This window comes from Paenibacillus motobuensis, from assembly GCF_039521865.1.
GTDB classification, from domain to species: domain Bacteria; phylum Bacillota; class Bacilli; order Paenibacillales; family Paenibacillaceae; genus Fontibacillus; species Fontibacillus motobuensis.
Genome location: NZ_BAAACX010000007.1, coordinates 203,811 through 217,564 on the forward strand (window position 1 = coordinate 203,811; position 13,754 = coordinate 217,564).

At 46.3% G+C, this 13,754-nt stretch carries 17 protein-coding genes and 1 tRNA gene; all 18 read left to right on the forward strand.

All coding sequences use genetic code 11. The features are described 5' to 3' along the window. The first annotated feature begins 138 nt into the window (after positions 1 to 138). The 18 genes from ABD014_RS06125 (at position 139) to ABD014_RS06210 (ending at position 13,726) form a co-directional block, all read left to right on the forward strand. Positions 139 to 534, forward strand: coding sequence for a RusA family crossover junction endodeoxyribonuclease (locus ABD014_RS06125; RefSeq protein WP_343858764.1), 396 nt, complete (start codon positions 139 to 141; stop codon positions 532 to 534). Between the two features lie 3 nt (positions 535 to 537). Continuing rightward, positions 538 to 762, forward strand: a complete 225-nt coding sequence (locus ABD014_RS06130; RefSeq protein ID WP_343858766.1) for a hypothetical protein — start codon at positions 538 to 540, stop codon at positions 760 to 762. Next, positions 759 to 923, forward strand: a complete 165-nt coding sequence (locus tag ABD014_RS06135; protein WP_343858768.1) for a hypothetical protein — start codon at positions 759 to 761, stop codon at positions 921 to 923. Before ABD014_RS06130 ends, ABD014_RS06135 begins: the two co-directional genes overlap by 4 nt. 141 nt (positions 924 to 1,064) lie before the next feature. Next, positions 1,065 to 1,223 (forward strand): hypothetical protein, encoded by a 159-nt coding sequence (locus ABD014_RS06140; RefSeq protein ID WP_343858771.1) that lies wholly within the window; start codon positions 1,065 to 1,067, stop codon positions 1,221 to 1,223. Beyond that, positions 1,201 to 1,809 (forward strand): ECF-type sigma factor, encoded by a 609-nt coding sequence (locus ABD014_RS06145; RefSeq protein WP_343858773.1) that lies wholly within the window; start codon positions 1,201 to 1,203, stop codon positions 1,807 to 1,809. The genes ABD014_RS06140 and ABD014_RS06145 overlap by 23 nt, the downstream gene beginning before the upstream one ends. Positions 1,810 to 2,090: 281 nt before the next feature. Further along, positions 2,091 to 2,164: transfer RNA gene (locus tag ABD014_RS06150), tRNA-Pro, on the forward strand. Positions 2,165 to 2,484: 320 nt separating this feature from the next. Then, positions 2,485 to 3,189, forward strand: coding sequence for a terminase small subunit (locus tag ABD014_RS06155; RefSeq protein WP_343858775.1), 705 nt, complete (start codon positions 2,485 to 2,487; stop codon positions 3,187 to 3,189). After that, a complete protein-coding gene (locus ABD014_RS06160) occupies positions 3,186 to 4,649 on the forward strand; it encodes a phage terminase large subunit (RefSeq protein ID WP_343858777.1) in 1,464 nt (487 codons plus the stop codon). Before ABD014_RS06155 ends, ABD014_RS06160 begins: the two co-directional genes overlap by 4 nt. A gap of 375 nt (positions 4,650 to 5,024) precedes the next feature. After that, positions 5,025 to 5,303: a hypothetical protein gene (locus ABD014_RS06165; RefSeq protein WP_343858779.1), complete on the forward strand. Its 279-nt coding sequence runs from the start codon at positions 5,025 to 5,027 to the stop codon at positions 5,301 to 5,303. 6 nt (positions 5,304 to 5,309) lie between these two features. Continuing rightward, positions 5,310 to 7,382, forward strand: a complete 2,073-nt coding sequence (locus ABD014_RS06170) for a portal protein (protein WP_343858781.1) — start codon at positions 5,310 to 5,312, stop codon at positions 7,380 to 7,382. Positions 7,383 to 7,439: 57 nt separating this feature from the next. Then, complete coding sequence (locus ABD014_RS06175; RefSeq protein WP_343858783.1) at positions 7,440 to 8,387, forward strand: hypothetical protein; 948 nt, start codon at positions 7,440 to 7,442, stop codon at positions 8,385 to 8,387. Between the two features lie 19 nt (positions 8,388 to 8,406). Continuing rightward, positions 8,407 to 8,826 (forward strand): hypothetical protein, encoded by a 420-nt coding sequence (locus ABD014_RS06180; protein ID WP_343858785.1) that lies wholly within the window; start codon positions 8,407 to 8,409, stop codon positions 8,824 to 8,826. Positions 8,827 to 8,843: 17 nt separating this feature from the next. Beyond that, entirely contained in the window at positions 8,844 to 9,803 is a 960-nt protein-coding gene (locus ABD014_RS06185) for a Mu-like prophage major head subunit gpT family protein (RefSeq protein WP_343858787.1), read from the forward strand. Positions 9,804 to 9,880: 77 nt separating this feature from the next. Beyond that, positions 9,881 to 10,096 (forward strand): hypothetical protein, encoded by a 216-nt coding sequence (locus ABD014_RS06190; RefSeq protein WP_343858790.1) that lies wholly within the window; start codon positions 9,881 to 9,883, stop codon positions 10,094 to 10,096. Beyond that, positions 10,059 to 10,556, forward strand: coding sequence for a phage adaptor protein (locus ABD014_RS06195; RefSeq protein WP_449290193.1), 498 nt, complete (start codon positions 10,059 to 10,061; stop codon positions 10,554 to 10,556). Before ABD014_RS06190 ends, ABD014_RS06195 begins: the two co-directional genes overlap by 38 nt. Position 10,557: 1 nt before the next feature. Further along, positions 10,558 to 13,017, forward strand: a complete 2,460-nt coding sequence (locus ABD014_RS06200; RefSeq protein ID WP_343858795.1) for a hypothetical protein — start codon at positions 10,558 to 10,560, stop codon at positions 13,015 to 13,017. Between the two features lie 14 nt (positions 13,018 to 13,031). Next, on the forward strand, positions 13,032 to 13,589 hold the full coding sequence (locus tag ABD014_RS06205; protein ID WP_343858797.1) for a hypothetical protein: 558 nt from the start codon (positions 13,032 to 13,034) through the stop codon (positions 13,587 to 13,589). After that, a complete protein-coding gene (locus ABD014_RS06210) occupies positions 13,586 to 13,726 on the forward strand; it encodes an XkdX family protein (protein ID WP_343858800.1) in 141 nt (46 codons plus the stop codon). The genes ABD014_RS06205 and ABD014_RS06210 overlap by 4 nt, the downstream gene beginning before the upstream one ends. The last annotated feature ends 28 nt before the right edge of the window (positions 13,727 to 13,754 follow it).

Sequence of the window (13,754 nt, forward strand, 5' to 3'; positions counted from 1 at the left end):
AACGTAATGAAAAGTTGAAGCCTAGTTGCTATAGAGAAAACGAAGATCCTTATCCGTTGTGTAAAGGAGCAAAGCACCCTCAAGAATTTGCTGAAAATGATTGTTTACGGTGTAACTTGTACGAGGAGATGGTTTTGGATGACTGAATTTTTTATGCCGATGAAGAAGGTCCCGACGATCACACACCAGCAGAAGCAAGTAGCAGTTGTAAATAATAAGCCTGTCTTTTATGAACCAGAAGAGTTGAAGGCTGCTCGAGCGAAGCTGATGGCACACCTGGGACAGCATGTACCGCCGAAGCCATATATTCATCGAGTCCGGTTAATCGTGAAGTGGTGCTTCCCGCTCACTGGCAAAGCTGCTGATGGGCAATACAAGCATACTAAGCCAGATATTGATAACAGTCAGAAGCTACTGCTTGATTGTATGACAGCCTGTGGTTTCTGGAAGGACGATGCATTAATAGTCAGTTTGATTGCTGAAAAGTTCTGGGCTGCGTTTCCTGGCATCTACATCCGGATCGAGGAGCTGTAGCCTATGGATTACGGAGCATTCTTCGCGGATGTACAGGCGTGGATCGGACAGGCCAATCAAGCAGCTATGCAATACGGCATGGACAAACCGGAGTTTTGGCAATGGGTCGCTGACTCTGCTGGAGCTCTGTGCAAGAAATATAACGACCACCGGCTGGCTATGAAGCAAATGATCATGATGACTGAATGGTTGGAAGAAGTCTATGAGAAGCAGGTGAAGCCGAAATGAATTGGAAGCAGGCTACGGATACAGAGTTATTGCAGATCATCTACCACGAACCAGGAGTGTCTCTCTCTTTGATTCAGGAGGCTGCTGAAGAATATAGCCTGAGGCATGGGCGAAAGGCGAAATGGTGGAGGATGGAAGGGAGAACAAAACGTTATGCATGAAGAAAGCAGCGTGAAGCCTATGTACAAGAATCCTAGACCATACCAGTATAGGCTTAAAGTTTGTAAAAAGTGCCGGAAACGTTATTCCCTATCATATTTCGATAAACATAAATGCAAAGGCGAAGAAGGGGTGAAGAAAAAATGACTCAATATGCGGTACAACATCCGTATTTAACGGCCTTATTAGTTTTCATTGCATTGATCGTGATCGACAATATGATCAGGCAGATAGCAGCAGTACGGATAGCTAAGCACGGCAGCAAAGGAGGGACAGAGGATGAACGAACAACGGGCAATTGAGCAGCTTTCTAGCTATAGACAAAAGCAAGCAATATTACAGGCTTTATCAACTTACAGCGTCGGGGCAGGCATTACAGTATCACGTCTGAACGAAGATGATCAGCTTCAAGATTTGCATGCACGTCTTCGGAGAATGCCAAGCTATATGTACTTGAGTAAGCATGAGCAGAAGTTGGAGCAGACAGCAAATGCTTATATGACACGTTATCCAGCTGGAATTAAAGCACAGAAGCGAGCCGTTCCTGTGAATGTTATGGATGACGAGGATAGTGAGCTACTTCAGGAACTGAAAGATAAAATTCAGAAGGTTATTGCGGCAAGAGGGTACGAGGTCAGAGATAATATTGACGAGATACTTGAACGATTGGCTGAGTTTCAGGATCTGCAGGCAGAAGTGAAGAATATGGATATAGCTCTTAAGGCCTTAGAGCAGTACAAGCCAGAGTACGCCAAGTTGTTGAAGTTACGATTTATTGACGGGATACCTGTCCTTGATGCCGCTGAGGAACTGCATATTTCTCGTAAGACTTTTGATCGTTGGAGGGCTCAGGCCGTAGAAGAGTTTTCAAAGATTTATACAGGTTGACGCATTGTTGACCCTTGGATGACCGTTTTTGCCATGTCAACCCCTGTTAAAATGATAGTGTGAGATAAGTGTAGAGACGCAGCTGTCAATGGTTTTATACGGTTCGGCGGTTGCGTCTCTTAGATTAAATGCGGTGGCGGAATAGACTTTATAAGGGATGTGTCCTAAGTAAAGGGTCAGATAGACCAGTAGACGCTAAAACGTAGGCATGATAGGCGCTAAATGAGCCGTACTGTGCAGCGCCTTGCAAGGTGGAAATCATTGCCCGCATATTCAATTAACCGGATGTGGTGTAGCTTGGGTAGCACGCTTGCCTTGGGAGCAAGTAGTGTGGGTTCAAATCCTGCCGTTCGGATTATTCACCTTTTTTTTGTATTCTCCCCCTTCATTGGCCGGCATCTTAACGGGTGTCGGTAATTTTATGATATTATATCTTTGAGGTGAGCGATTTGAACGAAATTTCAAAAGCAATAAAGAAGTCGGCGGGCGAAGTGAACAAGTATTATGAGAAACAACTTAAAGAAAATCCGAATTGGAAGCCGAAAGTCACCACAAGCGACATTAAGGTGACAGAAACAAATGACGGAAATACATATTCAGCACAAATAAATATCGAGTAAGCTTAGTCGCCAATAGGCGGCTTTTTTATTTTTTCTCTGAGAGGAGTTGAGTGCGATGGCATTGACGGCCAAGCAGCAATTATTCGTCAAGGAATACCTGGTCGATCTCAATGCCAAGCAGGCAGCGATCAGAGCAGGTTATAGTCCGAAAACGGCCGAGCAACAGGCAAGCCGATTGTTAAGTAATGTTAAGGTTCAGAAAGCCATCCAGAAGGCAATGGATGAGCGAGCTGCTAAGGTGGAGATATCAGCAGAACAGGTTTTGCAGCGCTGGAAGGATATTGCCTTCGCGGATCCAAACGAGATTATCCATTTTCGCCGTGTCTGCTGCCGTTATTGCTTTGGTATTGATCACCAGTACCAGTGGATCAACGAGGCGGAATATGAGGCAGCCGTTAAGATAGCACGGGCTGAAGCGGAAAAGAGCAAAAAGAAGAAGCATGTTGAGCTTCCATCTGATGCTGGTGGATATGGATTCGATCCGTTGATACGTCCACATCCTAAGTGCCCTCAATGCCATGGAGAGGGGCACGGGCAGCTTCATGTTAACGATACACGGGATTTGAGCCCGCAGGCTAAGGCGTTGTACGCAGGAGCGAAGACAACGGCTGCAGGGCTTGAGATAAAGTTCCACGATCAAGACAAGGCGCTTGAGAATATCGCCCGTCACCTCGGTATGTTTAAGGATAAGCTGGAGATTGGTGGAGAGGGCGGCGGTCCACTTCAAGTTATTTTTGATTCGGGGATGACTAAATCATGAGTAATACAGTGGTTATTCCGTATAAGCCGCAGCCACGTCAGCAGGTTTTCCACCAGGCCGAAGCCGATGAAATCCTTTATGGAGGGGCTGCAGGTGGCGGTAAGTCAGAGGGCACGATATTCGATGCTTTGAAATACGCTATGCAGTATCCTGGAAGTAGGCAGGTTATCTTCCGGAGAACATTTCCCGATCTTCAGCGGTCTATCATTAATCGGACCTTGAAGGTATATCCGAAGGAGCTGGGCAAGTATAACACCTCATCTCATGAGTGGACCTTCATCAATGGCAGCGTGATCGAGCTGGCATATTGGGACAATGATAGCAACTATATGAACTATCAGGGTGCTGAATATGACGTGATCCGCTGGGAGGAGCTCACGCAATTTGAAGAAGCCTGGTACAAATACATGTTGTCCCGTTGCCGTGGATCCAACGGGTATCCGAAAAGCGTGCGCAGTACGACGAACCCGGGCGGGCTTGGGCATACCTGGGTTAAGAAGCGTTTTGTCTCACTAGGACCGCCAGAAACACTGTACCATGTTCCAGAGACGGATGATGATGGAAATCAACTCTACTGGCCAGAAGGCGTCCCCGGTAGGAAAGCCGGCGATCCGATCATTCGTAGCAGAATGTTTATTCCAGCTAACGTATTCGACAACCAATCCCTGCTCCAAGAGGATCCGGGCTATTTGGCGCGATTAATGGCGCTGTCGGATGTAGAGCGGAAGCAGCTGCTCGAAGGGGATTGGGATGTATTCGCAGGCCAGTATTTCGGTGAGTTTTCTCGCTCGATTCATGTAGTCAAGCCTTTCGACATCCCGCGCGACTGGAAAAGGTATCGGGCGCTGGACGAAGGATACACGGATCCGTTTGTATGCTTATGGATCGCATTAGCACCTGATGGGACTGGCTATCTGTATAGGGAGCTCTCACAATCTAAACTACTAACATCAGAGCAGGTTGAGCTGGTTCGGTTGAATACCCCGGTTAAAGAGAGGTTTGAGTACAATGTCGCTGATACTAGCTTTTGGAATAAAGCTAAGACAGAGAATATCACGCCTGCCGAGATATTTGCGCAGAAAGATGTTCCGCTTATCCAGGCGAAGAAAGAGCGCGTCAATGGTTGGAAACGGCTGCGTGAATGGCTCAAGGTGTATGATGCGATCGATCACGTAACTGGACAATCCTACAAGACAGCCAAGTTAAAAATATTTGATACCTGTGTGAAAGCAATCGAGGCGATCCCAGCCATGATGCATGATGAGCGGAAAGTGGAAGACGTAGCTGCTCACAGCCTTGACCATATTCCGGACGCGCTTAGATATTGGGTGATGAGTCAGCCGACTCCAGCGAAAGGTGAGGAGGCATGGGGAGCGAACCCTGAATCTCTTCCTAACAGATCCGGCGACTTTGACGAAGACGATGACGACGATATGCCAGATGTTCAGGGCTTCTGGTAATGCATAAGGTATGCAAGACATGTGTACAAAAGACAAGGTTTTGTGAATATGTCCAAACGCCGCAACCATTAGTACATAATGGTTTATGTAATTTTAAAAGGCAAGTAAATTATGCATAGATTATGCAGCAGCTCATAAACCGCGTGGTTGTGGGCTTTTTGATTTTGGCCGAAGAGTCGCAAGACGAATAAATATGCAAGTTAAGGGAGAGCTGAACATGATATTTAAGAAGCTATTTTGTAAACACAAATATAGTTTTGTAAGGAATATTCACGGCGATGAGATTATACATCGCGGGTTCAAAAGGTCTATATGGAAGTGTACTGAATGTGGAAGAACAAGGTTATCAGACGAATTACATAAGGAGGGGCCACAATGACGGAAATTGTGTTAGCTGTATTGGTCTTTGGAGTCATCTGTTTTTTGTGTTTGATGATGCGTGATAAAGATAAGACGATCAGAGAGCTAACCGATAAACTGATGTCCCGTAATTACACCGAATACGTGTCTATGACTCGGGCGAGAGATGATCCTCACACTAATGTGGAGAGTAGGAAGCCTTTAAGTTGGTACGATGATCCGAATGTTCCGGACGTGGACGACGAGGACTTACAAGACATGAAAAAGGGTGTTATCCCCGGATTTAGGCGGTGATGGAGCATGAGTGTAATCGATAAGATCAAAGGTATTTTCTCCGACGCCACCACAGACAAGCAAGATAGTACAAGCCCAAATACGCCAGAACAACAGCAGATATGGGATACCGTCCACCAAGATTACCAGGTATTCAAAGCCGCCCGCCAGCCGATGGAGGCGATCTGGCAGCAGGAGCAGCGCTTTTACATGGGCGATCATTGGCGCGGTCTCCGGACAGAGGCTGTATCGAAGCTCCGGCCTGATGCCGTGGAGAACGTTGTGTTTAGCCAGGTGGAGTCAATTGTCGGCAAGTTGACCGGCTGGATGCCCACTCCGGATTACAGCGCCATGGAGCCCAGTGACGAGGATAAGGCTAGGGATTTGAATGACTTTATGCCATATGAGTTACGGCAGATCAAATTCCGACACAAGCATACTCGAGCTGTACGGCGCTGTGTGATTCACGGGCCGTTGATTTATAAGACGATCTTTGACCCGACAGTCGAAGGTGGCAGAGGTTTGAATCGATACCAAGGGCGAAACGATATACTCCCAGTTGACCTGGGAACATTCTTTCCGGATCCGAGGGTCAACGATTTCATTTATCTGCAGGATATGTCAGCGATCATAATCCATGTTCGCAAGCCGCTGGAATACTTTAAAAAGCGGTGGAAGGTACAGGGAGCCAAGGTTCAGCCCGATAATGTGTCGTCCGAAGTTGAGATATTCAGTACGGACGCTTATGATTCTACTGGTGATTCGTCACTTAATACCCAGGTTAGTGATAAGACGACTGGACTGATAGAGTACTGGTACCGTGGACTTCCGAAGCTAGTGAGTAAAGAGGACAAGGAACTTTTTACAGAACAAGCCAATGAGAAGTTACTGCAGGGTATTGATCCATCTGAATACCTTGCCAAGGCTCAAGGCAGCATGGAAGGCGTACATTGCATCTACGTATCGACATCCGGCGTGTTCCTGGAGCATAAGGCATACGTATATGATCACGGTCAATACCCGTTTGTAGCTCGCACCCTGTACCCACAGGAAGGCAATCCGTGGGGCAAGGGCTTTATGCGCGATATGATTAAGCCGCAGATATTCAAAAATAAATATGCTGAGATCATAATCGAGACGATGGCGAAACAAGGCGGCAGCGCTATCGTGTATGAAGAGGGGGCAATTCCTAAACCACGCACATGGCAAGAACAGCGAGGATTGCCGTCAGCGATGCTACCTGTAGCCGCAGGACGTATGAACGCGGTCAAGGAATTACAGGGCGTGAATGTGCCTAATACCGTGTTCAACAGTTTGAACTATTACGATGAGATGCTGCAGAAGATACCAGGGGTATTCGATTCCGCTAATGGTCAGGCCAATAGTAAGGTCACGAGTGGAGAACAAGCCAAGACGCTTATCGCTGCATCTGGTACACGCTTGAATACAGTGTCTGATTTGATTTCAGAAGCGCTTATAGAGGTGTTCACTCAGTACGTAGAGTTGATAGCGCAGTTTTACACTACCAAACGCATAGCCCGAGTTATTGGCCGTGACAATGTGGCTATCAGCCGGGACGCTCTAATCTCTTTGGCACCAACTGAATATGAATCGCAGCAAGCAGAGGATAGGGCTCCGGTTGAAAAACAAGAGGTACTGGAAGAGTTTGTGCCCGAGTTTGATCTTAATGTCCATATAGGTGTAGATAAGCCGCAGGATCGTGAGTACTGGTTGCAACTTGCTTTCAATCTTCTGAATGCGAGAGACCCTATAACGGGGTTGCCGATGATTGACGCAGAGGGAATTCGCTTTGTAATCCAGACCGGGCGCATGGAACCTATGGATGTTATTAAGCGCAGGATTGAAGAAGAGTCAGGTATACAGCAACAATTTGTACAAGCCCAGCAAATGGCGCAGCAACTACAGCAGGAAAACCAGCAGATGCAGCAAGCCATTGCGCAACTAACCGATCAAAAGGTTACCCAGGATATGCAGTATAAACAAAATGAGCAATCTATGAAGCAGCAAAAGCTAGAACTTGATGCTGCTAAAACGGCAAATGAGATAATGCAATCCAACTTTATTCAACCAGGCTTGTGATGAGACTTCACAGGCCTATTTATTTACCGCCAGCCATAGCGGATTAGGAGGATAACCATGGAAAATGAAGTGATTCAAAACGCCAGCCATAGCGGAGAAATCACGGACGTTGCCAGCCAAAGCAACGAAGAAATGAAGAGTTACTATGAAGCGTTTGACTTGGATTACCCAGAAGAGGTTGAACAAGGTGATACTACCTCTAATGATGGTGAGGCTGATCCAACCATAGACGGCGAACCTGAGCAAGAGGTTAAGGGGATAACAGTCAAACACAACGGTCAAGAAGTAACTGTATTGGATGACCAAATACCGGAGCATATTCAAAAGGGGCTTAATTACGACAAGGTAAAGGGTCAAGCAAAACAATACGAATCTGCCCTGGACAGGTTAGCTAGGCAGCAAGGGTACAAAGACCATGCTGAATTGATAGAGAATCTTGACGCTATCGAGCAAAAGCAAATACAGCAGCAGCGGGATCAATTCGACAATCTTAAACAGCAATTGCGTGAGGATGCGGAGAATGCGGGTATTGATCCGGTAGTCCTTGACCAATACCTAGATAACCATCCTTTGCTACAACAAGCCAGAGAGGTTGTCCAACGCAGCGAACAGGAGCAGCAATTGCGCCAACAGGAGCAATCACAACAGCAATTGCTTCAAGGGTGGGAAGCTCTGTTCAAGAAATACCCGGAGCTAACTGAACAGGTAGATGCTGAGACAGGTACGGCCACTTGGCTAACTCCTGAAATGCAAAGTAGGTTACAGCGGGGATACGATCCCGTAGACGCCTATGAGCTTGTTTACAGGGATAGTATTCTTGCGAACGAGAGAAAGCGAACTGAACAGTCTGTGTTGAAGAATCAGCGCTTAAATAAAAGGGCGCAAGTTGAAGGAGCAGGTGGAGCGGATCTGGAGCCAAGCGCACCGGAAGAGCTTACATCTGCTTTTGCTATGTTTGATATCGATCCGAAAAGGGCGCAGAAATACGCTAAGAACTTTGAATAATAAAACGAGGTGATAAGAAATGGCACAAGGATTTAAATATGTGTACAACGACTATGGTAAGGATCCTACCCGGGTCACAGAGCAACTCATGACAGACAACGAAGCAGGCTTTGCTGGGGAAGCAATTAAGATTGTTGGTGGTCGTATTACGAAAGCAGGTCCGACAGATGCGATTGCTGGCTTTTTGACGGCAAATATTGAGGCCGGTACGGATAAGCAAGCTGAGTATATCTTGGCTAGGGAAGGCGACTGGTACGATGCGCCGTATACAGGCACTGAAGATGCTGGATTTGTATCCGGAGCGAATGAGGTTGCTACTGCTGCAGACGGTCTTTCGGTAGATGCCGCTACGGTTACAGATGGTTCCTTATCCGTGTTCGCCGTGAACACCAATAGCAAAACGGTACGGGTAAAAGTAAAATCCCGTCAGTTTTCATAAGAGAGGAGAAATGACCAATGCAAACAGCACTACGTTGGGATCCGCTAGTCCTTGAACCTATTTTTAAGGAGCTATACTCGCTTGCGATGAGTGGTAAGAAAGATTTCATCCCACTACTTTACAACACATCAACATCAAATAAGTCAATGGAGTCTTATGATGGAGTCGGCGGCGAAGGCCTGATGGAAGAATGGAATAAGTCGAACAATCAGGTCTTCTACGAGGACATCGATGAGCTCTGGCAAAAGATCATCAAAAATCGCAAATATTCTGATGGTCGAATTATTGAGCGCGATTTTATCGATGATCTTAAGCTCACTGAAATCAAAACGCGCATTATCAGTCTGGCAGATGCGGTTTATAAAACACAACAATTGCAGGCTGTGGAGTTCCTAAACAATGCTTTCGTAGCAAACGGAGAGAATTTCCGAGGAAGAATCGAGTCGTTTGTAGGACCAGATGGAAAGCCGCTTTGCGCTGTGGACCACCCGTATAGTCCTACAAACAGCGAAGATGTACAGTCAAATCTAGGTGATAAGCCGCTTACAATTGATTCTTGGGACGAAACAGCAGTTGCTATGCAAGAGTGGAAAGATGACCGTGGTAATCCATTGGCTGTGATTCCAGATACCCTGATTGTCGCGCCATACAATGCCCGAGCAGCTTTCAAAATCGCAGGACTTCCAGATTCCGACTTGCCTAAATACGAACCAGGAAGCAATAACTTTGATGCCAATATGTACATGGGCAACATCAAAGTTATCGTCAATCCGTTTATTTCTCCAGCTAAACGTAAAAACTGGTTCGCCGCCGACTCTGCTAGACTAAAGCAATTCAACCAATGGCAGTGGAGACGTAAGATCGAGAATGGCAATATGACTGACTTCGATACAGAAGTATCCAAGTTTAAAGCTATCGGTCGTTGGGGTTATGGTTTCACTAACTATTCATTCATTTACGGTCACAATGTACAGTAACAAGCTTAGGGGGCTACGGCTCCCTTTCCTTGTTTTAAGCATTCACATGAGTTTTTAAAAGAGGGAAGGTGGGGCTAATGCAAATCTATCGTGATGAATTAGATGCATTGAATGCTATTTATGTAGAGCAGTGTAAAACAAATGAGCTGCTGCAGAGATTAGTTGATTTGAAGGAGAGTGGAAGCGTTGCTAGTAAGGGACGTGGTAGAGGAAATACAAGAAAAGGCGCCGAATTACCTGTCGCCGCAGTCGATAGTGAGGAAGATAACTCAAGTCAGGGATCGACTACTTAGGCAGTTAGGCTCTGGCCAACAACAAACCGAAACCGTATGTACAGGGATTGACCTTATGACTGGCCAGGCTCTCTACATTCTCCCGTGCCCAGTCGGTAATATTACGGACGTTGATATTCTCTGGCAAGGGGAGTGGCGTCGTATACCGTACAGACAATTTCATAATGCTTCGATCAAACCTTATTATTACGTTCAATCTGGGATGATCGGACTTGTTCCAACACCAGATACGGATGTAACAATGGGTCTTAAGATATTTCATATCCCTGTATTGCCGCCGCTATCTATTAACGATATGGACGGAATGACGGGTTTTGATCCTGATTATGACATGGTGCTTGTATATGGAGTACTTCGAGAGATTACTGGCGGCTTCGACGAGCTTTATCAGCAACTCTTAAATGATTGGAAAGCTGCTAACAATGGATATGAAAAATATAGCGTAGATGAGAGGTGGTAGAATGAGCAGATATCCTTGGAGAGACACGAGCGAAGATATCGCAGGGCAATCAACATCTCAATGGGAAACGCCCGCAGGGGCACAGGATAAAGCTGACAAGGCGTTACAACAAGCAAATAAGTACACTGACGAGAAGAATCAACAGTTTGATGATCACATTCAGAATTCAGTTATCCACGTCACTCAGGCTGATAAGGATAACTGGAACAGCAAAGCTTCCGGAAATCATACGCACCCAAATGCCACGCAAACACAAGCAGGATTTGAGTCACCTGAAGACAAAAAGAAACTTGACGGAATCGCTCCAGGAGCTGAAGTAAATCAGAATGCTTTTTCAAAAGTCAATGATGTTGAAGCTTTGAATAAAACAGATGCAATCACACTCAAAGGCGGAACCGGGATTATAATCTCGACTAATAAGAATAGCAAGGAAATAACATTTACCGCAAATGGAGAGGCTATTCCCGGACTACACGGAAGTAGTCATGATCACGATGGTGCAGATCCTATCCCAGAACTTGTTGACATTCGTAATCGCCTTGATACCTCCGACACAGACGAGATCACTTTACAACCAGGCTTACAGGTTATCAACGCACAGCGTGACGCACGCTTTAATCTCGGCAGTATAAAGGGCAAGAGCGAGATCAACGGGCAGGGTCGCATCGGCATCATAGGTGTAGAGAATCCCTATGTTACGCAAATCAGCGGGAATCTATTGCCGCCGTTTTATGAATGGTCATTAAATTCTAAAGCTAATGTAATAGCGCCGTATGAATTGAAGTTGACTCCAGATGCGGTAAATCAAAATAGTGGTGTGGAAGTTACTGCTATGGCTTCAAAGAGATATTATTTTTCACTAGAACATAACGGGAAAATTGTAGTGGCGCTTAAAAATAAAGCTGGAACAGAATTATCTCGGCCATATCCTTATACATCTGATCAATACGGAGTTATTGAAACAACAGCAGATACGGCGTTTATTCAATTTACTGTTTCTAACAATACGATAGTTGCAGGAACACTTACATTTTCAAATCCTATGCTCACATTAGGCACCGAGCCTAAGCCGTTTGTCCCGCGCGAAGACTCTATGCTTGCCTTCCAGACAGAGTTACACGCTAATCCAGAGACGGGAGCCGATCCTGACCAGTTGTTTGAGCGGAATGGGCAGTATTTTGCGCTACGCCCGTGGAGAAAGGTTGTACTGGACGGATCGTTAGGCTGGACTTATCACAGTGCAGGAACGGCTTTTAAAAGGTTTCAACTAGACGGATTTTCTGGCGCAGTGGATAGCGCATACTTAACGAAATATAACGGAGCGAATCTCGCAAGAGTAGCGTGGGGTACAAATACGAGCGCATCTGATCAACAAGCATTTCAAGGCGTAGGTCGCTTAATAATTTCGATATCCAACACAGACAGCGGATGGGGAGACGCATACACACCGACACCGGACGAGATCAAGGCGTATTTTAACGGCTGGAAGATGTACGAATACGGTACAAAAGCTTCTGCAACTTCTGTTTACAATCGAACGGATGGTTTGAATAAAGGCTGGACACCTATTACTGGTGATTACACTTTTGGGGTGAATGTCATCCCTTCAACCTTCCCTGCAAATTATAGCTATACCCCATACCAACTCTTATACCGGCTCGCCAAAGAGGATGTCGAACCAGTCGTATCCGAAGACTGCCTAACTCTTAAAGAAGGCGATAACGTGGTACAAGTAGGTACGGGGATTGTTTTGCGGGAGGGCATTAAACCATCGCATGACCCAACATACAATGCGTATAACATTAATGCTGCTCCTAATTCTAATGTGCCTGCGTCACCTCTGAAATCAAAAGCATCTAAATTACTTAATATTTATAGGGACAGCGGTGACGATACTAATAAGTGGATATTTTACGTTGACGGTAATTCTTGGGGTAACCAAAGAGCGGCTGCGTATGCATATAACTATTCTGTCAATTCAGCCTACAGCGTCACCTACATCAAGCTCGACAAATCGCCTGTTGTTCCAATCTCCGGCGTAGTGGCCGCGAATGAAAAGGCGCAGCTATCCGACCTTACCGCAGGCGTTGCCGAAGCGTTACACGGTGTATCGGTGCTAACGCAGAAGAAAGCGGAGAAGGATGCGCCGGGATGGATTGCTCCGACATTGCTTAACGGGTGGTCTGCGTATACGGATACATCATATGCCTTTAAAGGCTATCGAAAAGATTCGGATGGCATGGTGGAGGTGGTGGGTTTAGTCGCTGGTGGTGCGCTAGCAGTGCCGATCTTTAACCTGCCAGAAGGGTATCGCCCGGTTAAAAATATCCGTGTACTTGCAGCAGTATCGGATGGGTCAGTGGCAATCATTGACGTTAACGCTACTACGGGCAGAGTAATGTTGGTAACGGGAAATCCGGCCTCTGGTATCTCACTTACTATGAACTTCCCTACACAATAAAGGAGTGATACACATTGAAAGCAGTACCTAAAGTAAATACAGACGGCCTCTACTTAGAGGATACGCTAGTGGACGATGCCTTTTATGGTGTCGTCCCTTTTTATGCCCCGTTGCCGGAGCTGCCGCCTGAAACCGATCCTGAGGCGGCAGATGAACCGGAGGAAGAGGTAGAAGAGGCTGAACCGGAGATTGCCGGGTATGTTGTTGGTGTTCCTGTACCGCAGGGGCTGTATCTGCCGCAGTTTGATTTGGCGGCATGGGAAGCGAGGGAAGAGGACGTGCAGACTGATCCAACCGGGTATTGGGTGGAGGGACTGACGCCAGAAGAGATCGAGGAACTGACTAAGCCGCAGCCGCAGGAGCCTAATCCGGTGGATCTGCTAGGCGAAGAGTTGACGGCTATGAAGCTACAAAGCATACAACAACAATCCTTAATCGGTAGTATGGGATCGGAATTAGCAACAACTAAGCTCACGACAATTGAGCAACAGCAGACCATTGCTTCCTTAGGATCGGAGCTGGCTGCAGCTAAACTCGAAATCATTCAAATGAAAGGTGGAATGGCACAATGAAATTTTGGACATTGGCGTTTTCGATGAAATGGGTGACAGCAGAGGCGCTTAAGGGTGCGGTCACTACTGAGTCCAATCCATTTGGAGAGATTACACCTGAGCAGTACAAGGAGATTACGGGAATTAAATTTGAATAGGTCAGGAAAATTTTCCTTGGCGGTGAGT

Bases quoted from the DNA above. Each gene is read 5' to 3' on its own strand.
- ABD014_RS06125 (WP_343858764.1), top strand. From the start codon at position 139: ATGACTGAATTTTTTATGCCGATGAAGAAGGTCCCGACGATCACACAC.
- ABD014_RS06130 (WP_343858766.1), top strand. From the start codon at position 538: ATGGATTACGGAGCATTCTTCGCGGATGTACAGGCGTGGATCGGACAG.
- ABD014_RS06135 (WP_343858768.1), top strand. From the start codon at position 759: ATGAATTGGAAGCAGGCTACGGATACAGAGTTATTGCAGATCATCTAC.
- ABD014_RS06140 (WP_343858771.1), top strand. From the start codon at position 1,065: ATGACTCAATATGCGGTACAACATCCGTATTTAACGGCCTTATTAGTT.
- ABD014_RS06145 (WP_343858773.1), top strand. From the start codon at position 1,201: ATGAACGAACAACGGGCAATTGAGCAGCTTTCTAGCTATAGACAAAAG.
- ABD014_RS06155 (WP_343858775.1), top strand. From the start codon at position 2,485: ATGGCATTGACGGCCAAGCAGCAATTATTCGTCAAGGAATACCTGGTC.
- ABD014_RS06160 (WP_343858777.1), top strand. From the start codon at position 3,186: ATGAGTAATACAGTGGTTATTCCGTATAAGCCGCAGCCACGTCAGCAG.
- ABD014_RS06165 (WP_343858779.1), top strand. From the start codon at position 5,025: ATGACGGAAATTGTGTTAGCTGTATTGGTCTTTGGAGTCATCTGTTTT.
- ABD014_RS06170 (WP_343858781.1), top strand. From the start codon at position 5,310: ATGAGTGTAATCGATAAGATCAAAGGTATTTTCTCCGACGCCACCACA.
- ABD014_RS06175 (WP_343858783.1), top strand. From the start codon at position 7,440: ATGGAAAATGAAGTGATTCAAAACGCCAGCCATAGCGGAGAAATCACG.
- ABD014_RS06180 (WP_343858785.1), top strand. From the start codon at position 8,407: ATGGCACAAGGATTTAAATATGTGTACAACGACTATGGTAAGGATCCT.
- ABD014_RS06185 (WP_343858787.1), top strand. From the start codon at position 8,844: ATGCAAACAGCACTACGTTGGGATCCGCTAGTCCTTGAACCTATTTTT.
- ABD014_RS06190 (WP_343858790.1), top strand. From the start codon at position 9,881: ATGCAAATCTATCGTGATGAATTAGATGCATTGAATGCTATTTATGTA.
- ABD014_RS06200 (WP_343858795.1), top strand. From the start codon at position 10,558: ATGAGCAGATATCCTTGGAGAGACACGAGCGAAGATATCGCAGGGCAA.
- ABD014_RS06210 (WP_343858800.1), top strand. From the start codon at position 13,586: ATGAAATTTTGGACATTGGCGTTTTCGATGAAATGGGTGACAGCAGAG.